We start from the raw sequence: 18,225 nt of genomic DNA, 5'->3' as shown, positions 1-18,225 counted from the left end.
GGCACCGCGGTTGCGCGGTGGGACTTGGCCGCTATATGACGGCGGCATCAGGGGAAGCTATGGCGCGCGCCGGGGCGGCGCCAACCGGCAAAAGATGGCGTTCCAGAGCAAGCAATCGATGACCAGTTCGAACGACCGAACCGATGCCGCGCAAGGCATCGAAGGCGTATTGCTCGCCAACCGCGATCGGATCGTCCGTTTCTTGCTGGCGCGCGGCGCGGGGGATGCGGCTGAGGATCTGTTCCAGGATTTGTGGATGCGGCTGACCGATCGTCCGGCGGGGCCGATCGCCGATCCCCTGCCCTATGTCATGCGCGCCGCCAACAATCTGATGCTCGACCGCTATCGCTCGGCACGGCAAAGCGCGCTGCGCGATCAAGCCTGGGGAGAGACGGCGGCCACCCACGCCCCGTCGGCAGAGATCGCACTGATCTCGCGCGAGCAGCTCGCGCTGGTCGAGGCGGCGATTGCGGGTAGCGGCGAACGCGCCGCCCGCATCTTTCGCCGGTTCCGCGTCGACGGCGCCAATCAACGCGATATTGCCAGTGAAATGGGGGTCAGCCTGAGCACAGTCGAAGCCGATTTGCGCAAGGTGTATGCGATGCTTGCCGCGTTACGGAGACAGTTCGATGCGTCCTGATATCGACAGCATTGAAGCGCGCGCCATCGACTGGCTGATCCGCCAGCGCGACCCGGCGTTCGACGATTGGGACGGCTTTACCGACTGGCTCGGCGAGGATCCTGACCATGCCGCCATCTACGATACCGTCGCCAGCCTCGATCAGGATCTTGGCGCGCTGCCTCCGGCGGTTAAGCCCATGGCCGCGACGGTGCCGACCACGCCGCTGCGTGCGTCACGCCGTGGCTGGTTTGGCGGCGCCATGGCGGCGGCCTTGGTCGCGGTGGTCGGGCTATCGACCCTCAATCCCTTCGGTAGCGCCGATCGGATCGAAACCGCGGCGGGCGAGCAGCGCACGATCGAGCTTGCCGACGGATCGCGGATCGAGATCAATGGCGGGTCGGTGGTCGAAATCGACAAGGATCGCCCGCGCTTTGCTCGTCTGGAAAGCGGTGAGGCGATGTTCCACGTCGTCCACCGCGATAACGATCCCTTTGTCGTCGAAACGGGCGGCAACCGGATCGTCGATCTGGGAACCGCGTTCAACGTCGTTCGGCGCGAGCGCCAGACGTCGGTCGCCGTTTCGGAGGGTATCGTTCTTTACAACCCCGATCGCGACAAGGTTCGCCTGGTCGCGGGCAAGGCGATCGAGGTCCGTGATAATGATCGAAAGGCGCCGGTCGTGCAGGACGTCGATGTGGCCAGCATCGGCGGCTGGCGTAGCGGGCTGCTGGTTTACAACGGCGCGCCGCTCGCGGTGGTCGCCGAAGATCTGAAGCGAACCGCGGGAATGGACGTTCGGATCGCACCTGTGGCCGCCGACCTGTCGTTTCGCGGCGCGCTGATCATTGACAAGAACCGCGGTCGTACGATCGCCGATCTTGCCGCCTTGTCGGGAACAAAGGCGCAGCGACAGGGCGACGGCTGGATATTGACCCGCTGACGATGCACCCGCGCCTTGCCCTTGTCGCCGCTGCGACGCTGCTGGCCCTCCCCGCGCAGGCCTTGGCGGCGGAGGAACGCACGTTCGACGTACCGAAAGGGAGCCTGTCGACCGCCCTGCCGGTGATCAGTCGGCAGGCCGGGGTGAGCATCAGCGTCGTTGACGCGAAACTGTGGCAAGCGCGGGTCAAACGGGTACGCGGACGGATGAGCGTCGAGCAAGCGATCCAGCGGCTGTTGAGCGGTTCCGACGCCCGCGCGATCCGTGTCTCGGCCACGAGCTGGCGTATCGAACGCCGTCCGCTTGCGCCGCGTGTCGCCCACCGCCCCGCCCCGCCGCCGCGGCAGATGCCGCAGCCGCGCGCGCGCGAACCTTCGCAGGATATGATCGCCGCGGCGCAGGACGAGATCATCGTCACCGCGTCGAAAACCGACCTGCCCTATTCGCATTTTGCCGGCGTCGTCACCCAATTGAGTGGCGGCGATTTGGCGTTTGGCGGCGAACGCGGAATGGAATCGATCCTGTCGCGGACCGCGACCGTCTCGTCGACGCATCTGGGGTCGGGGCGCAACAAGCTGTTCATTCGCGGCATCGCCGATTCCAGCTTCACCGGCCCGACGCAATCGACCGTCGGGCAATATCTGGGCGACATCCGGCTCAGCTATAACGCCCCCGATCCCGATCTGCGTCTTTATGACGTCGACAATGTCGAAATCCTCGAAGGACCGCAGGGCACGCTCTATGGTGCCGGATCGCTCGGCGGCATCATCCGCGTCGTCCCCAAATCGCCCGATCCGCGCGCGATGTCGGTGCAGGCGATCGCAGGCGTCTCGGTCACCCAGCATGGCGACCCCGGCGGCGACATCGCCGCGATCGCCAATCTGCCGGTGGGCGACAACGGCCATGCGCTACGTCTCGTCGGCTATATGCTGACCGACGGCGGCTATATCGATAACCCGCTACGGGGACAGAATGACGTCAACCGCGTCCATGTGCGCGGCGGCCGCGCGGCCTTTCGCTTCGACGCTGGCGATGACTGGACCGTCGATCTGGGCGGCGTTTACCAGTCGATCAAATCGAACGACGCACAATATGCCGACAAGGCGGCCGACCCGCTGACGCGCAATTCGATGGTCGAGCAGAATGCCTCGGCGCGTTACGGGCTCGGTACGATGGTGGTGATGAAAGACTGGGACGGTCTGCATTTCCAGTCGTCGAACGCCTTTGTCGACCATCGCCTGTTCGAACGCTTCGACGCCAGCCTGCCAGAAGCGCCGCCCGGATCGGTCGTCTCGAGCGGCGCGGTCGATGTCGAGCGCCTGTTCGCACCAATCCAGGTTATCCCGCTCAGCACGGTGCCCCGCGTGCTCGACCAGCGCAACGCGACGCGAATGTTCGTCAGCGAAAACCGCTTGTCGCGTCCCTATCATGACGGGTTGGGCTGGGTGATCGGCGCGAGCTTCATCGACAATCGCGCGCGGCAGAACCGCGAATATCGCTATGGCGCGCTGCGCGCGGTCCTCCCCGGCGTCACCAACAAAATTTCCGAAGTCACGGGCTATGCCGAGGCGACGGTCGAAGTGACGCCGAACCTGATCGCGGCGGGCGGCGTCCGCCTGTCGCACGCGCGACTGGGCGGGATGGCGGAAGGCGTGTCGTTCGCGCTCGCCCAGGCGGGCCGCGCGACGACCGCGTCGCGAAGCGAAACCGACCTGCTGCCCTCCTTCTCCCTGCTCGCGACGCCGCTGCATAACCTGCGCCTCTACGCGCGCTATCAAGAGGGGTTCCGGCCCGGTGGGCTTGCGGTCGATGGCAATTTCGTGCGGCGCTTCCTGAACGATCAGGTGCGGACGTGGGAGGCGGGTGTACGCTTCGGCGACAAGGGGCAAAGCCTGTTCGATGCCAGCATTGCAGTGTCGCACAGCCGTTGGCGCAACATCCAGGCCGATTTCATCGACAGCACAGGCTTTCCGACCACCGCCAATATCGGCGATGGCCGGATCACCAGCGTTTCGGGCGCGCTGGCGATGCGCCCGACCGAGGCACTGACCTTTGAACTCGGCGCAGTCTATAACCACAGCCGCGTCGACGATCTGGCGCTGGAAATCCTGCCGGTATTTGCCGCAGCGCCCGCGCGACTGGGCCGCATTCCCAACGTCGCCAGCCATGCGGTGCGCGGATCGGTCAATTATGCTACCGTGATCGGCGACGAGGATTTTCGCGTCAATGGCTGGGCCAATTATGTCGGACCGTCACGGCTGGGGATCGGGCCGGTGCTGGGCGAAAGCCAGGGCGACTATATCGACACCGGACTGGCAATGCGCGTCGGCAATGAACGGCGCGGACTGTCGCTGACGCTGACCAATCTGTTCGATTCGCGCGGCAACCGCTTTTCGCTGGGGACGCCGTTTGTCGAGGGTAACGAAGGTTTCATGACCCCGCTGCGGCCAAGGACGCTGCGGATCGCGGTGGATGTGGCGTATTAGCGAATGTCGGCTTTGGGGTGGAGTGCGGACGGAGCGATCCTCCCCGGAACGGGGAGGGGGACCAGCGAAGCTGGTGGAGGGGCACCATCGGTTTGCCTTGCCGCCGAAGTCGTGCTCCATTGCTACGTTCCCGGAACGCTTGGCTCTTCCAACCCGGCGTCGCGGCAACCTCCTGTGCCCCTCCACCACCCTTCGGGTGGTCCCCCTCCCCCGTTGGGGGAGGATCGGCTATGTCCGCAATCGGGCGGTTCCTGCCATTACCGTCGTTTATGCCCCCTCTCCACCCGAGAGGGGTTCGTTGGATCAATCCGCCAGCACAAGCCGTTCGTAACGGTCCATGTGATAGTCATGGCTGCCGAACTGGGCTTCGATCAACGTCGCGCGCTTGAAATAGTGGCCGATCGCCAATTCCTGCGTGATGCCGATGCCGCCATGCGTTTGGATCGCGTTCTGGCCGACAAATTTGGCGCCGCGCGCGACCTTCGCCTTGGCGGCCGAAACCGCGGCCATGCGTTCGTTCGCGGGCAGGCCGAGCTTCAGTACGCCCATGATCGTCATCGAACGCGCCTGTTCGACTTCCATGAACATGTCGACCATGCGGTGCTGCAGCACCTGGAACTTGGCGATCGGAATGCCGAACTGCTTGCGCTGCTGCGTATATTCCAGCGTGCCTTCGTGTAGTTTCTGCATGACGCCGGTCGCTTCGGCGCACACCGCGACGGTCGCTTCATCGACGATCTGTTCGACCAGCGGCAGGCCGGTGCCTTCGCCGCCGAGCAGCGCGTCGCCGGGGATCGCGACATTTTCGAAATAGATTTCCGACGCGCGGCTGCCATCGACGGTCGGATAGTCCCGGCGCACGATACCGGGCAGATTGGCGTCGATCAGGAATAGCGACACGCCCTCGCGGTCGCGCTGGCCACCGCCGGTACGCGCGGTAACGAGCAGATGCGTCGCCCAGGGCGCGGCATAGACGACGCCCTTGTGCCCGTTCAGCACATAGCCCGCGCCATCTTTCTTGGCGGTCGTGCGCAAAATGGCGAGGTCGTAGCGGCCTTGCGGCTCAGCATAGGCGAAGGCGATGATCGCATTGCCCGCGATAATCTCCGGGATCAACGCATCAGCCTGCGCCCCGCCGACGGCTTTCAGCGCGCCGCCCGCGATGACGACGGTCGGCAGATAGGGTTCGATCCCGATGACCTTGCCCAATTCCTCCATCACGATCGCATTTTCGAGCGCGCCGCCGCCGAGGCCGCCATGGTCCTCGTCAAAGGCTGCGCCGAGCATGCCGAGCTCCTGCGCCAGGGCGGTCCAGATCGCCGGATCGCGACCGCTGTCCGAATTGATGAACTTCTGGCGCGTTTCAAAATCATAGGTGTCGCTGAGGAAGCGCGACAGCGTGTCGCGGATCATGTCCTGCGTTTCGGTATAGGTGAAATCCATTATCGTCGTCCCTGAACTTGATCGTCATCCCGGCGAAGGCCGGGATCTCACCGTTGCGTCATGGCTAGAGGTCGAGACCCCGGCCTTCGCCGGGGTGACGGCTGTTTTCCGATTAGAGGCCGAGCACCATCTTTGCGATGATGTTGCGCTGAATCTCGTTCGATCCGCCATAGATCGTCGTCTTGCGCATGTTGAAATAGGTCGGCGCGGCGCGGTGCGCGTAGTCGGGGCCGATCGGATGTTCGTTATCGCCCTCGCCAAAACCGCGGAAATAGGGCGCGCCATAATGGCCGACGGCCTCCAGCGACAATTCGGTCAAGCGCTGCTGGATTTCCGATCCCTTGATCTTGAGGAGGCTCGATTCCGGCCCCGGGCCACGCCCGGCATTTGGGCCGCCAAGGCTGCGCAGCTCGGTAAATTCGAGCGCCGCCAGATCGACTTCCAGCTCGGCGACCTTGCGCTTGAAGAAGGCGTTGGCGAGCAGCGGCTTGTCGCCGTCGACCTCGGTGCGGGCGATGGCCTTGACCTTTTCGATCCCGCGCTTCGAGGCAGCAACGCCCGCGATGCCGGTGCGTTCATGCGCGAGCAGGAATTTGGCGCAAGTCCAGCCCTTGTTTTCCTCGTAAACGCGGTTGGCGACGGGGACGCGGACATCCTCCAGCCATACCTCGTTGACCTCATGCTCGCCGCCCAAGGTGATGATCGGGCGCACGGTGATACCGGGCGACTTCATGTCGATGAGCAGGAACGAAATTCCCTCCTGCTGCTTGGCGTCCTTGTCGGTGCGCACGAGGAAAAATCCCCAGTCGGCGTGCTGCGCGAGCGTCGTCCAGGTCTTTTGCCCGTTGACGATATAATCGTCGCCGTCGCGGACCGCCGTCGTGCGAAGCGAAGCAAGGTCCGATCCCGAACCCGGTTCCGAATAGCCCTGACACCACCAATCCTCGCCCGACAGGATACGCGGCAGGAAATGGACCTTCTGTTCGGGCGTGCCAAAGGTGTAGATCACCGGGCCAACCATCGCGAGACCAAAGGGCATCAGGCGAATGCAGTCGGCGCGCGCGGTTTCCTCCGACCAGATGAACCGCTGCGTCGGGGTCCAGCCGGTGCCGCCATATTCGACCGGCCATGCGGGTGCGATCCAGCCCTTCTTGTGCAGGATCTTGTGCCAGACGAGGAAATCCTCCTTGGACATCTCCTCGCCCTCATCCTGCTTCTCACGCAGTTCGGCGGGGTAATTTTCGGCGATGAAGTCGCGCACTTCCTGCTGGAAGGCGAGATCTTCGGGGCTGAATTCCATGTCCATCACGAATCTCCCATTGGGTAATGGCGCGCTTATACTGCGCGCTCACCTTTACGTAAACGGCAAGTTGCGACTTGCAACTTTCCTTGGCCCAATGATTGCGCGTAACATCGCCGCTTGTCCAGCGCGTGCATTCGTCACGGACGGACAAAGTTGGGGGGATGGGACATGACAAAAGGCAAGCGTACAGCGCTCTGGGTGGCAGCGGTCATTGGTGTCGCCGTATTCTCCGCATGGTTGTTCCAGCGGTCGATCGGCCTGTGGCTGTTCGAGCGCGCGGTCGACCGCGCCGCCGCGCGCGATACGCTCAAGGATCTGCCCGATGGATTGCACGTCGGTCTCTGCGGCACCGGCTCTCCCCTTCCCAGCCGCGAGCGCGCGGCGGCCTGCACTGTCGTGATCGCGGGCAAGGCGATATTTGTTGTTGATGCCGGAGAGGGCGCGGCGCGCAATATCGCGCAGATGGGCCTGCCCAATGGCCGCATCAAGGCGATGTTCCTGACCCATTTTCATTCGGACCATGTCGACGGGATGGGGCCAATGATGCTGCTGCGCTGGACCGCCAGCGACAACAGAAGTCCCCTGCCCGTTTATGGGCCGTCGGGTGTCGAGCAGGTTATTGCCGGGTTCAACGCCGCCTACGCACTCGATAATGGCTATCGCACCGCGCACCATGGCGAGGCGATCACGCCCCCCGCGGCTGCCGGCGCGACGGCGATCGCGTTTGCGCTCCCGGCGGCACCGACGGTCATCTACGACGCGGGCGGCCTTCGCGTCACCGCTTTTGCCGTCGATCACCGACCGGTCCAACCGTCGGTGGGCTATCGGTTCGACTATAAGGGACGCAGCCTCGTCGTCAGTGGCGACACGGCACCATCAAACTCGCTGGAAGTGGCTTCCAAAGGCGCTGACCTTCTGATTCACGAGGCACTGAACCCCGCGATGGTCAAGACGCTCGCGGCAAAGCTCGACAAGGCGGGCCGCAAGCAGACTGCACAGATCATGCGCGATATCCTCGATTATCATGCCAGCCCGGCGCAAGCCGCCGACAGCGCGCGCATCGCAGGGGTCCAGATGCTGGTGCTCAGCCATGTCGTGCCGTCGATGCCGTCGTCCTACCTCAATGCGGCGTTTCTCGGTGGCGCCGAAAGTCACTTCGACGGGCCGATTATCGTCGGCGAGGACGGCCAATATTTCTCGCTGCCCGCTGGCGGTGAGACAATCGAACGCGGCAGCTGGTTCTAGGCAGCGCGTCGGGTGACCAGAACAACCGCACCATCGCTGGCATAAGGTCCACGGACTTCGGCGATCGTCAGATCGACGTCGATGGCGTCGCCGTCGCGCGTCACGATTTGGGACGCAATGCAGACGGGCTGGCCCGATCGGAACAGCGCCTCCAGTCCCTCAGAAAAACCCGACCGATCACCGACCGCCAACAACGCCGAAAAACGCACCCGCCGGATCGCGGCGGCATCGACCCCGAGCATAACGAGTAGCGTGTCGTTCGCCGCCTCGACCGCTCCGCGCACCGATATGCGGGCGTGTCCGATGCTGCCCTGCGCCTCGACCGCGCTCAACAGGGCGGCGCGTGCATCGGTTGCGGCAAAATCGTCGATGGCACCGCTGACGTCGCGCAGGATCACCGCCCCGCCTGTCGGGGTCGGCACAAGGTCGATCCGCAGCCATTGGCGCGGTCGCAAGATGTCCGGCAACTCGCCCGAAAAACGCTCGCGATGGTCGATCAGGCGGATGATATGCTGCGCCAGCATGCTGCGTTCGATCCGTGGCACAGCGGTCGTCAGCGGCACGCCGATCATCGCAGCGCACGATCGTTCGAGCATGTCGCAGGCAGCCGGGTTGGCGGCGACGATCCGCCATTGCCGATCGATCAGGATCACTCCGTCGCGGATCGATTCGATCAGCCCCGCCAGCGATTGTTGCACGCGGTCTGCGGTCCCGGCGACATCATTCGCCTCGCTATCGAGCCGACGATAATCGTCGAGCGAGATCAGCACATGGGCATCCTTGCCATGGTGCGTCACGACGACGGGCTCGCGCGCCGATTGAAGGCGCCAATTGGCAAAGCCGCGGATGAAATCGGCTGCCGATACTCGCTGCGGTTCCTGCGCCGTCGCCACACTGACCTCCCGAAATGTCGATGCTTCGCGAGTATATTGGGACGTTTTCCCAAAGCTTGGCCGCGAAGTGCGTCCGATCCGGTGCCGGTCTGGCGGATCAGACCAGCTTCGCTTTCCCGCAGCGCAGCGCGTTGACCCGCGCGTCGGCCTGCCCGACATGCACGCCGAGCAGCCCGGTGAGGTCGGCGATGACGGTGTGGACCACGGGCGCGGCAAGCGCGACGCCGTCGGCGACCGCGGAGCGCAGCGCGTTGAGGTTGAGCCCGATGCCCAGCACATTGACGCGAAGATCCATGCGGTCGGCGAGCGATTGGGCGGCACCGGCGACCATGCCGCTGCTCGATACGGTCTTGACTTGCCCATCGTCGATATCGCGGCGTGAAAAGGCGACCGGTTTTTCGGCGAGGTCGGAAAGCACCAGTTCGGCCTCGGCGTCGACGCTGGCCAGCGGCAGTTTCACCACGCGCGCCGGTGCGGGATCGAGCGGGCGCTTCATGTCCTGGAAATCGGCGGCGTCGACGGTGCCGATCGCCAGCATGGCGGGCGACGTCACCACCGCGAGCGACACCGCCGCGCTGCTGTCGGGAGCACAATCGATCTCAGAAATCCGCGCCGATGCCGAGCCGAGTTCGGCAAGCACCGGGACGTGGACGCTGGCAAGCAGGGTCTGGACCCTCGTGTCGATCTTGAGCCGTACCTGCGCGGTGCGGACGACGACCTGATTGGTGTCGGTCACCGCGATCAACGGCGAATGGGCTGGCGGCTCGCCGATGAGCAGCGCGATGTCGATCCCGGACCCGCCCGGCAGCGCGCTCGCGACCGAAAGGTCGACCTGGCGATTGGCGTTGCTCAGCAACAACATCGCGCGCAGCAGGCTGAGCGCATTGACTTTGACGGGGTTGGCGGGGTCAACGCGAATGCTCGACGAGCGCGGCCCCAGATCGATCGCGCGCGACGGCAGCAGGCTGCGCGGCAAGGCGCGTCCGGCGATATGTTCGAGCACCCCTGCGGCTTGGCCATCCGATGCGCTGGCCAGCGCTGATACGACCTGCGGCAGCGTAACATGGCTGTCGAGCGTCTGGCCAAAGGTCAGCACATCGGCATCAATCTCGGTCCGGAGCGCCTCGGAAAAGGCGAGCAAGTCGATTTCGGTGCTGGCGAGGGCGTTATAATCCATCAGCGACAGGCTGAGCTCGCTGCCGGTCAGCCCCGACAACAGCGCGTTGGGAAGGCCGCCGTGTACCGCAGCGACGCGCGAACCGAGCGAAAAGGCCGCGTAGCCGCGCCGCGCGCCGGTGGCCGTGGCGCGGATGACGGTGTCGCTCCTGCCGGTCAGGAAGCGGCCGAAGTAGAGCGGGCGGTTGCGGGTCAGGCTGATCTGCACGGCGTTCGCCGACACTCCCCCGGGCGCAAAACGCTGCTCGGCCGCCACGGTCCTTTCGGGCGTATAGGTGCCGGTGGTGAGCGCTGCGATCTGGATGCCGCAATCGCAATTGGCGGCGATGATCCGTTCGGCCGCCGCCCGCTCCTCACCCGGTCGCCCGGCTGCCGCCATCGCGGCGGCGTCAGCGATACCCTGCAATTTGCGCCGGTCGAGGTAGAGCGAGCCGACATCGACCGCGAGCGCCGCGGCACCGATCAGCATCGTCATTGCGAAGGCGGTCGCGATGCTGATCCCCGCGCGGCGATCGCGGCCCAAGCCGCAAAGAAACGGGAGCGGCATCATCGTCAATCGACCGGCAATTCAAAGGTCGCGCGCGACCGAATGACATTGGTCGGCGACGGGACTAGCGCCGAACGCAGGAAGCTGTCCGGCGGGGCGGTAAAGGCGACCGCAACCGTGATGGCTTCGTTCGTTTCGGACACGGCGACGCTATGCGAGCCGCTCACCGATTGCAGGCTCCGCGCAACCGCGCGCGTCGCCACCGCGCTGCGATCGGCGGCATCGAGCCCGACGATGGCGGCGCGTGCACCGTCGTTCGCCGCCTGCTGGACGCTGTGCGCGAGCATGAAATATTGACCATAGACCAGCATCCCCATCAGCAGCATCAGGAGCAGCGGCAGCACCAGCGCCATTTCGACGATGGCAGCGCCGCGCTCCTCGCGCGCCAGCGTGGGGCCGGGCGGAAACGGAGGGCGGGCGGGTCGCGGCAAGGCAGGGAAAGCTGTCATGGCCGCCAGCATGACGGTCCGAAATGAAAGCGGCGTCGAGATCGCCCGACGCCGCTTTTGCGTATTTTACATAGTCTTTGCGCGCAGTGCGGCGGCCTTGTCCGCGGTTTGCGCCATTCCTTGACGCAGCGCTAACGGCGGGCGGTCGTCGCCCGTCGCAAATTGCGCTTATTGAGCGGCCTCCAGCTTGTCCTGGGTCTTGAGGTCAAAGTCCGATGCGTCGTGGCGTTCGCGAAGCTGACTCGCCGGATCGCCGGTAACGCGATTGACCATCCGCCCGCGCTTGACCGCGGGGCGCGTGGCCAGTTGGTCGGTCCAGCGCTGTACATTCTTATATTCATGCACCTGCAGGAACTCGCCAGCGTCATAGACCAGCCCCTTGGCCAGCGCGCCGTACCAGGGCCAGATCGCCATGTCGGCGATGGTGTAGTCGGCGCCCGCGATGTATTCGCTCTCCGCGAGACGCCGGTCGAGCACGTCCATCTGGCGCTTCACTTCCATCGCATAGCGATTGATCGGATATTCCTGCTTCGTCGGCGCATAGGCGTAGAAATGGCCAAAACCACCACCGAGGAACGGCGCGCTGCCCATCTGCCACATCAGCCACGACAAGGTCTCGGCGCGCGTCGCGGTCTCGGTCGGCAGGAAGGCGCCAAATTTTTCGGCAAGATGAATCAGGATCGCTCCCGATTCGAACACGCGGATGGGCTCGGCGCCGCTGCGATCGACGAGAACAGGGATCTTGCTGTTCGGGTTCGCCGCGACATAGCCGCTCGAAAACTGATCGCCCTCGCCGATGTTGATCAGCCACGCATCATATTCGGCGCCGCTGTGGCCCGCCGCCAGCAGCTCTTCGAGCATCACCGTGACCTTCACCCCATTGGGGGTGCCGAGCGAATAGAGTTGCAGCGGATGCTTGCCGATGGGCAGATCCTTGTCGTGCGTCGGACCGGCGATGGGGCGATTGATGTTGGCAAAACGCCCGCCGCTATCCTTGTCCCACGTCCACACTTTTGGCGGCACATATTCGGCTTGATCGGTCATCGTGGAGCTCCTGCACTCAATTTCATACTGATCGGTATCTAAAGATCGATACAACCGCCGTCCACCCCTTGCGGCTCAAATAATATTTGCCGCGCGCAAAGCTGCGATCCCGGCGGCGTCATAGCCGAGTTCGGCCAGGATCGCGTCGCTGTGTTCGCCGACTTGCGGCGCGCGCGTCGAAGCGACCTTGTCGCTGCCCGACAAATTGATCGGCGCCCGAATGACGGGCGCGCCGCCGGGCGTCCCGGGATAGTCGGCAGGCTCGACGAGCCCCATCGCCGCCACTTGCGGCTGCGCCAACGCTTCGGCTGCGCGCAGCACCGGCGCTGCCGGAACGCGGGCCGCGCCCAGTTCGGCGATCGCGTCAGCGCTGCTCCGATCGATGCACCATATCTGCATGATCGCGCTCAGCGCTTCGCCATTGTCGCCGCGCTGGATATCGCTGGCATAGCGCGGATCGTCGATAAGGTCGGGCCGCCCGACCAGATTGGCCCAGCGGGCAAAGATGCCGCCGCCGACGATCTGGGTAACGATCCACCCGTCGCGGGTGCGAAAGATGTCGGTCGGTGCCGAGCTGTAGCTGCGATTGCCGATCGGCTGGCGCTCGATCCCATTGAGCGCATGATCGATCGCCAGCGCATTCGAAAAGGCGAGCGCGGTACCGAGCAGCGACCCCGAAACGCATTGCCCCTTCCCCGTCGTTTCGCGCTCACGCAGCGCCAGCATGACGCCAAAGGCGGTGTGCAGCGCGGTGCCGAAATCGACATAATTGACCTGCGCGCGGTACGGCTGATCGGGCGTCCCGGTCAGGTGCACCGCGCCCGACATCGCTTGGCCGACCGCATCGAAACCGACGTTCTGCGCCAGCGGCCCCTCGCTGCCGAATGCCGACGCGGTGGCAAGGATGATCCGCGGGTTGATCGCGGACAGGCTGGCGAAATCCAGCCCCAGCTTGGTCAGCGCATCGTGCGGCAGGTTGGCGACGACGACGTCGGCGGTTTCGACGAGCTGCCGGACAATCTTGCGTCCTTCGGGGCTGCCAGGCTTCAGCGTCAAGCAGCGCTTGCCGCGGTTCATCTGCAGGAACATAGCGCCCGATCCGTCGTCGGCCACCGGAACCGTGAACCGGTCGTCATTGCCGCCCGGCGCCTCGATCCGGATCACGTCGGCGCCGTAGTCGGCGAGCAGGGCGGCGCAATAGGGGCCGGCGATATAGCGTCCGAAATCGAGGACTCTTATTCCCTTGAGCGGCACGCTTCACTCTCCCGATCGCTGTCTTTGGGTCGGGCTAGCAGCCGCCTGTCGAGCGTGCCAGCGCCTTCGTCGAAACCTGTCGCTTGCATGTTCGTTACAGCATCATATGGTCGGCACATAATTTCAAACGGGGATAATTTCATGGCGCGCTTCGCTCTCGCCCTTGCGGCGACTTTGGCTTGTTCGACTTCGGTTTTTGCGCAGCAGGCGGCGCCAGCGCCCGCCACAGATGCGAAAGCCGAGAAATGGGACGTTAACGCTCCGCCGGGGATGGCGACGCGCAAGGTGCCGATTGCCGTCGATGAAGGCAGCTGGATGAACGTCGATGTGTCGCCCGACGGCCGCACCATCGCTTTCGACCTGCTTGGCGACATTTACACGATGCCGATCGAGGGCGGCACCCCGACGCGCGTCGCAGAAGGTCTCGCGTTCGAGCATCAGCCGCGCTTTTCGCCCGACGGCAAGCGCATCGCGTTCGTGTCCGACCGTGGGGGCGGCGACAATATCTGGCTGATGAATCGCGACGGCAGCGGCAAGGTGCAATTGAGCAAGGAAGATTTCCGCTTGCTCAATCAGCCAAGCTGGTCGCCCGACGGGCAGTTCATTGTCGCGAAGAAACATTTCACCACGGGCCGCTCGCTCGGCACCGGCGAGGTGTGGATGTACCATGTCTCGGGCGGCGCCGGCGTGCCGCTGGTCAAGAAGCCCAATGAGCGCCACCAGAAGGAGCTAGGCGAACCGATCTTCGCCGCCGACGGCAAGAGCGTGTTTTACACGCGCAATGTCACCCCCGGGCCAATCTTTGAATATGCGCAGGACAGCAACACCGACCTGTTCCACATCGAACGCTATGATTTGCAGGCAGCGAAGGTCACCACCGCGGCGTCGGGCGATGGCGGGGCGGTGCGCCCCACCCCTTCGCCCGACGGCAAGCGACTGGCGTTCGTGCGCCGTGAAGCGACCCAATCGAAGCTTTATGTGAAAGATCTCGCTTCGGGCATCGAGCGCAAGGTTTATGACGCGCTCGATCAGGATGTGCAGGAAACCTGGGCGGTCACCGGCGTCTATCCGAACATGGCGTGGACTCCCGACAGCAGCGATATCGTCTTTTGGTCGGGCGGCAAGCTGCGCCGCGTCAGTAGCCAGGGCGGCGACGCGCGGATCATTCCGTTCAGCGTCAGCGACGACCGCGTGATCATCGACGCCACCCACCCCGCGGTCGAGGTGGCACCGGACAGCTTTACGACACAGATGCCGCGCTGGGCGGAGGTGTCGCCCGACGGGCGCAGCGTCGTGTTCGAAACGCTCGGCAAGCTGTACATCAAGCCTGTGACTGGCGGTGCCGCGCGGCGACTGACCGCCGCGAGGGACGATGCGATGGAGGCATGGCCAAGCTGGTCGCGCGACGGCAAATCGCTCGTCTTCGTCCGCTGGACCGACAGCGGGCTCGGCGAGATTCATGTCGTTGGTGCCGGTGGTGGCGCATCGCGCAAGCTTACGACCGTTCCCGGCCATTATGCCGAACCGCGTTTCTCGCCGGATGGCAAGGCAATCGTGTTCGAGCGGCGTGGCAGCGGCGGGCTGACCTCGACGCGCTGGAGCGAGGACACCGGCGTCTATCGCATGGCGGCAAGCGGCGGCACTGCCGAACTGGTCAGCCGCGATGGCGCGAAGCCGCAATATGGTGCGACCAACGACCGTATTTTCATGGTGACCGCGGGCGACGGCAAAAGCCAGCTCGTCAGCACCGACCTCAGCGGCCAGGACAAGCGCACCCATGCCAACGGCGAACTGGTCAGCGACTATGAAATCTCGCCCGACGGCGGGACGCTGGCATTCCGCCAGAATTACGACGCCTATGTCACCCCGCTGATGCCCGGCGGTCAGGACGTTTCGCTCGGCACCAAGAGCGGCGCCTTGCCCGTAACGCGGGTTAGCGGCAGCGGCGCCGAATATATCCATTGGTCGGACGGCGGCCGACGCCTTCACTGGAGTCGGGGAGCGACGCTGTTCAGCGCCGACCTGGCGCGCTTGTTCACCAACGCACCCGCCGACGACAAGGCTCCCAAATTCACGCCGCCGACCGATGGCGTCTCGCTGGCCATGACGCAAGCGGCGGCCAAACGCCGCGGCACCGTCGTCATCACCGGCGCGCGCATCGTCACGATGGCGGGCGCCGACGGCGGCATCATCGACAATGGCGCGATCGTCATCGAGGGCGACCGCATCACCGCGGTTGGCCCCTTGGCGTCGATCAGCGTCCCAACGGGCGCCGTTACCGTCGACGCAACCGGCAAGACGATCGTCCCCGGCTTCGTCGATGCGCACGCCCATGGCAGTCATGGCGACGACGAACTGATACCGCAGCAGAACTGGTCCGAAATCGTCAATCTGGCGATGGGGACCACGACCAGCCACAACCCCTCGTCGCGCGCCTCGGAAATCTTTGTGTCGTCCGAAATGCAGCGCGCCGGGCTGATCCTGGCGCCGCGGATCTTTTCGACCGGCGAGATCATCTATGGTGCCAAGGCGGCGGGGGTCTATGCCGAGATCAACGGCTATGACGACGCGCTCGCGCATGTCCGCCGCCTGAAGGCGCAGGGCGCGCATAGCGTCAAAAATTACAACCAGCCGCGCCGCGATCAGCGCCAGATGGTCGTCAAAGCGGCGCAGACCGAGGGGATGCTCGTCGTTCCCGAGGGCGGCTCACTCTACACGATGGACGTGTCGTTGATCCAGGACGGCAATTCGACCGTCGAGCACAACATCCCGCTCCACACCTTCTACAAGGATCTGGTGCAGCTGTGGGGGCAGACGCAGGTCGATTATACCCCGACGCTGGTCGTCACCTACGGCGGCCCGGCGGGCGACCCCTATTGGCGCGCGCACACCAATGTATGGGAGCATCCGATCCTGACCAGGCACATCCCGCCTGCCCAGCTCGCCGCGAACAACAAGCGCCGCACGATCGCGCCCGAGGGCGACTATGTCGACGATGATTCGGCGCGCGAGGCAGGAAAGATAGCCGCCGCAGGACGCATGGTGTCGATCGGCGCGCATGGCCAGCAATCGGGGCTTGGCGCCCATTGGGAAATCTGGTCGTTCGTGCGCGGCGGGTGGAGCAATATCGACGCGCTACGCGCCGCGACGATCATGCCCGCGACCTCGCTCGGCTATGGCAAGGATGTCGGATCGCTCGAAGCGGGCAAGCTCGCCGATCTGCTGATCCTCGACGCCGATCCGACACAGGACATCCGCAATACCGAAAAAATTCACCGCGTGATGCTGGGCGGGCGGCTGTACGATCCGCTGACGATGAACGAGGTCGCGACAGGCAATCGCACGCGCGCGCCCTATTGGTGGGAAGCCGAAAAGCCCTGATTGGGGCGCCATCGGGCGGCGGACGCGCGAAATTGTGACGAGAGGGTTGCAACTCGCGCGAGCCGCCGCTAGGGGCGTCACCTCTCAGCGAGGAGAGTTGGCTGAGTGGTCGAAAGCGTCGCACTCGAAATGCGAAGTGCCGGCAACGGTACCGAGGGTTCGAATCCCTCACTCTCCTCCATTTTTCCCCTGATCTGACCACCAGCGGATGTCCGCCCCGGCATCGCTGCCGGGACGGTCGAACGGACTACATGCGAATGTCGGGTAGCGAAGGTGCGGTCAGCGACGCGCCGATCGCGCCGACGATCAGGAACAGGACGATCGCGACGATGATCACCACCACCGTGTAGCCCATCGCCTTGTCCTGCGGCACTTTCATCAGGATCGGTAGTCCCAGATACAGAAGGTAGAGGCTGTAGAGGCCGAGCAGGCCCAGGATCGCAAGCGCCGGGATCAGGCCGAAAATTCCCGCGAGCCATCCCGCAGTCGCCGAATAGGCCGCGACCTTAAGCGCCTGCACCTGGTTCTTCTGCCCGCCGAAATTCGGGGCCAGCCCATCAATAACCAGCGCGAGGGCAAAGGTCGTCGCCAGCGCCAGACCGTAAGACAAGATCGCCGAAACCAGCGCGGTCCCGATCGGCGGGTGGAAGCTGATCCCGAATGCGCCGTAACCGAACACCTACCCGCCGATAAGCTGGGCGATCGGTCCGATCGCCGCCAGCACCAGCACATAAGGCATATAGATCGACTGGGTCGTCGCGGGTTCGGCGTCGATGACCGCCCAAGTCTCTTTCGGTTTGAGGATGATGTTCTTGGCCCGCTCGATGATCCCCGCTGCGGGGCTCGGCGGTGGGTTGCTCGTCGGAATGTCGCTCATGCTCTGCCTTTCCCTGTTGCAATCAACACGGCCCGCAATTCAGCCCGGTATTACCGGCGGCCGAGCAGACAGCTTAGCTCGGCCCGCGCCAACATCTGTAACGCGTATCACAGCCGGGATTCGGCTCACCGGCGGGCAAGCGAGTGTAACAGGGTTGAAACGGCAGGGAATAGCCATAGATTAGACGCATGATTTCCAAATCTTCCTCCGACCATGGTGGGGCGGTAACGGCACCGCTGATCGGTGCTGCCAGCTTCGCGCCCGGCGATATCGTGCGCCACCGGATGTTCGATTTTCGCGGCGTCGTGTTCGACATCGACCCGGTCTTTGCGAACAGCGACGAATGGTATGAAGCGATCCCGGAGGAAATCCGTCCGGCGAAAGAGCAGCCCTATTACCATCTGCTCGCCGAAAACGGCGATTCATCCTATATCGCTTACGTCAGCCAGCAGAATCTGGTGCCCGACGCCGAAGGCGGGCCGATCGATCATCCGCAGATCGACGCGATGTTCGAAGGGCTGGACGACGGCCGTTACCGCGTCCGCGCCATCCATCGCCACTGATG

Annotated in this window: 16 protein-coding genes and 1 tRNA gene; 8 read left to right on the top strand and 9 right to left on the bottom strand. The window is 64.4% G+C overall.

Annotated features, from left to right (window positions below; translation table 11 throughout):
- Positions 1 to 118: 118 nt before the first annotated feature.
- The 3 genes from G9408_RS04495 to G9408_RS04485 are packed head-to-tail and all read left to right on the top strand — an operon-like array spanning position 119 to position 4,048.
- On the top strand, positions 119 to 640 hold the full coding sequence (locus tag G9408_RS04495) for an RNA polymerase sigma factor (protein WP_168452859.1): 522 nt from the start codon (positions 119 to 121) through the stop codon (positions 638 to 640).
- Positions 630 to 1,562 carry a FecR family protein gene (locus G9408_RS04490; RefSeq protein WP_168452858.1) on the top strand — a complete coding sequence of 311 codons (933 nt, stop codon included), beginning with the start codon at positions 630 to 632 and terminating at the stop codon, positions 1,560 to 1,562. The genes G9408_RS04495 and G9408_RS04490 overlap by 11 nt, the downstream gene beginning before the upstream one ends.
- Positions 1,563 to 1,564: 2 nt before the next feature.
- Positions 1,565 to 4,048, top strand: coding sequence for a TonB-dependent receptor domain-containing protein (locus tag G9408_RS04485; RefSeq protein WP_168452857.1), 2,484 nt, complete (start codon positions 1,565 to 1,567; stop codon positions 4,046 to 4,048).
- Between the two features lie 303 nt (positions 4,049 to 4,351).
- On the opposite strand, the gene G9408_RS04480 is transcribed toward G9408_RS04485, so the two are convergent.
- Positions 4,352 to 5,491 carry an acyl-CoA dehydrogenase family protein gene (locus G9408_RS04480; RefSeq protein ID WP_168452856.1) on the bottom strand — a complete coding sequence of 380 codons (1,140 nt, stop codon included), beginning with the start codon at positions 5,489 to 5,491 and terminating at the stop codon, positions 4,352 to 4,354.
- A 112-nt stretch (positions 5,492 to 5,603) separates the two neighbouring features.
- Positions 5,604 to 6,797 (bottom strand): acyl-CoA dehydrogenase family protein, encoded by a 1,194-nt coding sequence (locus G9408_RS04475; RefSeq protein WP_168452855.1) that lies wholly within the window; start codon positions 6,795 to 6,797, stop codon positions 5,604 to 5,606.
- A 165-nt stretch (positions 6,798 to 6,962) separates the two neighbouring features.
- Here G9408_RS04475 and G9408_RS04470 point away from each other — a divergent pair, with 165 nt between their 5' ends.
- Positions 6,963 to 8,039 carry an MBL fold metallo-hydrolase gene (locus G9408_RS04470; protein ID WP_168452854.1) on the top strand — a complete coding sequence of 359 codons (1,077 nt, stop codon included), beginning with the start codon at positions 6,963 to 6,965 and terminating at the stop codon, positions 8,037 to 8,039.
- Here the strand turns inward: G9408_RS04470 and G9408_RS04465 are convergent.
- The 3 genes from G9408_RS04465 to G9408_RS04455 form a co-directional block, all read right to left on the bottom strand.
- Positions 8,036 to 8,932 carry a type II toxin-antitoxin system prevent-host-death family antitoxin gene (locus G9408_RS04465; RefSeq protein WP_168452853.1) on the bottom strand — a complete coding sequence of 299 codons (897 nt, stop codon included), beginning with the start codon at positions 8,930 to 8,932 and terminating at the stop codon, positions 8,036 to 8,038. The two genes, G9408_RS04470 and G9408_RS04465, sit on opposite strands and share 4 nt — an antisense overlap.
- Positions 8,933 to 9,029: 97 nt before the next feature.
- Positions 9,030 to 10,658 (bottom strand): TadG family pilus assembly protein, encoded by a 1,629-nt coding sequence (locus G9408_RS04460; RefSeq protein WP_210423176.1) that lies wholly within the window; start codon positions 10,656 to 10,658, stop codon positions 9,030 to 9,032.
- Between the two features lie 2 nt (positions 10,659 to 10,660).
- Positions 10,661 to 11,104 carry a TadE/TadG family type IV pilus assembly protein gene (locus G9408_RS04455; RefSeq protein ID WP_168452851.1) on the bottom strand — a complete coding sequence of 148 codons (444 nt, stop codon included), beginning with the start codon at positions 11,102 to 11,104 and terminating at the stop codon, positions 10,661 to 10,663.
- On the opposite strand from G9408_RS04455, the gene G9408_RS16635 reads away from it, so the two are divergent.
- Positions 11,103 to 11,228, top strand: a complete 126-nt coding sequence (locus tag G9408_RS16635) for a hypothetical protein (RefSeq protein ID WP_268932529.1) — start codon at positions 11,103 to 11,105, stop codon at positions 11,226 to 11,228. The two genes, G9408_RS04455 and G9408_RS16635, sit on opposite strands and share 2 nt — an antisense overlap.
- A 44-nt stretch (positions 11,229 to 11,272) precedes the next feature.
- On the opposite strand, the gene yghU is transcribed toward G9408_RS16635, so the two are convergent.
- Both yghU and G9408_RS04445 read right to left on the bottom strand, forming a co-directional pair.
- Positions 11,273 to 12,148 (bottom strand): glutathione-dependent disulfide-bond oxidoreductase, encoded by an 876-nt coding sequence (gene yghU, locus G9408_RS04450; protein ID WP_168452850.1) that lies wholly within the window; start codon positions 12,146 to 12,148, stop codon positions 11,273 to 11,275.
- A 75-nt stretch (positions 12,149 to 12,223) separates the two neighbouring features.
- Positions 12,224 to 13,402: a CaiB/BaiF CoA transferase family protein gene (locus tag G9408_RS04445; protein ID WP_168452849.1), complete on the bottom strand. Its 1,179-nt coding sequence runs from the start codon at positions 13,400 to 13,402 to the stop codon at positions 12,224 to 12,226.
- 141 nt (positions 13,403 to 13,543) lie between these two features.
- On the opposite strand from G9408_RS04445, the gene G9408_RS04440 reads away from it, so the two are divergent.
- Together G9408_RS04440 and G9408_RS04435 are read left to right on the top strand one after the other, a co-directional pair.
- Positions 13,544 to 16,783 carry an amidohydrolase family protein gene (locus G9408_RS04440; RefSeq protein ID WP_168452848.1) on the top strand — a complete coding sequence of 1,080 codons (3,240 nt, stop codon included), beginning with the start codon at positions 13,544 to 13,546 and terminating at the stop codon, positions 16,781 to 16,783.
- A 91-nt stretch (positions 16,784 to 16,874) separates the two neighbouring features.
- A tRNA-Ser gene (locus tag G9408_RS04435) sits at positions 16,875 to 16,964 on the top strand.
- A 66-nt stretch (positions 16,965 to 17,030) separates the two neighbouring features.
- Here the strand turns inward: G9408_RS04435 and G9408_RS16560 are convergent.
- Positions 17,031 to 17,462, bottom strand: coding sequence for a YIP1 family protein (locus G9408_RS16560; RefSeq protein WP_328804383.1), 432 nt, complete (start codon positions 17,460 to 17,462; stop codon positions 17,031 to 17,033).
- Entirely contained in the window at positions 17,463 to 17,660 is a 198-nt protein-coding gene (locus G9408_RS16555; protein ID WP_235957468.1) for a hypothetical protein, read from the bottom strand.
- Positions 17,661 to 17,848: 188 nt separating this feature from the next.
- Here G9408_RS16555 and hspQ point away from each other — a divergent pair, with 188 nt between their 5' ends.
- Complete coding sequence (hspQ, locus tag G9408_RS04425) at positions 17,849 to 18,223, top strand: heat shock protein HspQ (protein ID WP_168452847.1); 375 nt, start codon at positions 17,849 to 17,851, stop codon at positions 18,221 to 18,223.
- The last annotated feature ends 2 nt before the right edge of the window (positions 18,224 to 18,225 follow it).

Source organism: Sphingopyxis microcysteis (genome assembly GCF_012274265.1).
In the GTDB taxonomy this organism is placed as follows: Bacteria; Pseudomonadota; Alphaproteobacteria; order Sphingomonadales; family Sphingomonadaceae; genus Sphingopyxis; species Sphingopyxis microcysteis.
This window is presented reverse-complemented; position numbering and strand designations above follow the sequence as displayed.

Excerpts from the sequence above, each read along its gene's own strand:
- G9408_RS16635 (WP_268932529.1), top strand. The coding sequence starts at position 11,103 with ATGGCCGCCAGCATGACGGTCCGAAATGAAAGCGGCGTCGAGATCGCC.
- G9408_RS04485 (WP_168452857.1), top strand. The coding sequence starts at position 1,565 with ATGCACCCGCGCCTTGCCCTTGTCGCCGCTGCGACGCTGCTGGCCCTC.
- G9408_RS04480 (WP_168452856.1), bottom strand. The coding sequence starts at position 5,491 with ATGGATTTCACCTATACCGAAACGCAGGACATGATCCGCGACACGCTG.
- G9408_RS04460 (WP_210423176.1), bottom strand. The coding sequence starts at position 10,658 with ATGATGCCGCTCCCGTTTCTTTGCGGCTTGGGCCGCGATCGCCGCGCG.
- G9408_RS04440 (WP_168452848.1), top strand. The coding sequence starts at position 13,544 with ATGGCGCGCTTCGCTCTCGCCCTTGCGGCGACTTTGGCTTGTTCGACT.
- G9408_RS04495 (WP_168452859.1), top strand. The coding sequence starts at position 119 with ATGACCAGTTCGAACGACCGAACCGATGCCGCGCAAGGCATCGAAGGC.
- G9408_RS04470 (WP_168452854.1), top strand. The coding sequence starts at position 6,963 with ATGACAAAAGGCAAGCGTACAGCGCTCTGGGTGGCAGCGGTCATTGGT.
- G9408_RS04455 (WP_168452851.1), bottom strand. The coding sequence starts at position 11,104 with ATGACAGCTTTCCCTGCCTTGCCGCGACCCGCCCGCCCTCCGTTTCCG.
- G9408_RS04490 (WP_168452858.1), top strand. The coding sequence starts at position 630 with ATGCGTCCTGATATCGACAGCATTGAAGCGCGCGCCATCGACTGGCTG.
- G9408_RS04475 (WP_168452855.1), bottom strand. The coding sequence starts at position 6,797 with ATGGACATGGAATTCAGCCCCGAAGATCTCGCCTTCCAGCAGGAAGTG.
- hspQ (WP_168452847.1), top strand. The coding sequence starts at position 17,849 with ATGATTTCCAAATCTTCCTCCGACCATGGTGGGGCGGTAACGGCACCG.
- G9408_RS16555 (WP_235957468.1), bottom strand. The coding sequence starts at position 17,660 with ATGAGCGACATTCCGACGAGCAACCCACCGCCGAGCCCCGCAGCGGGG.
- yghU (WP_168452850.1), bottom strand. The coding sequence starts at position 12,148 with ATGACCGATCAAGCCGAATATGTGCCGCCAAAAGTGTGGACGTGGGAC.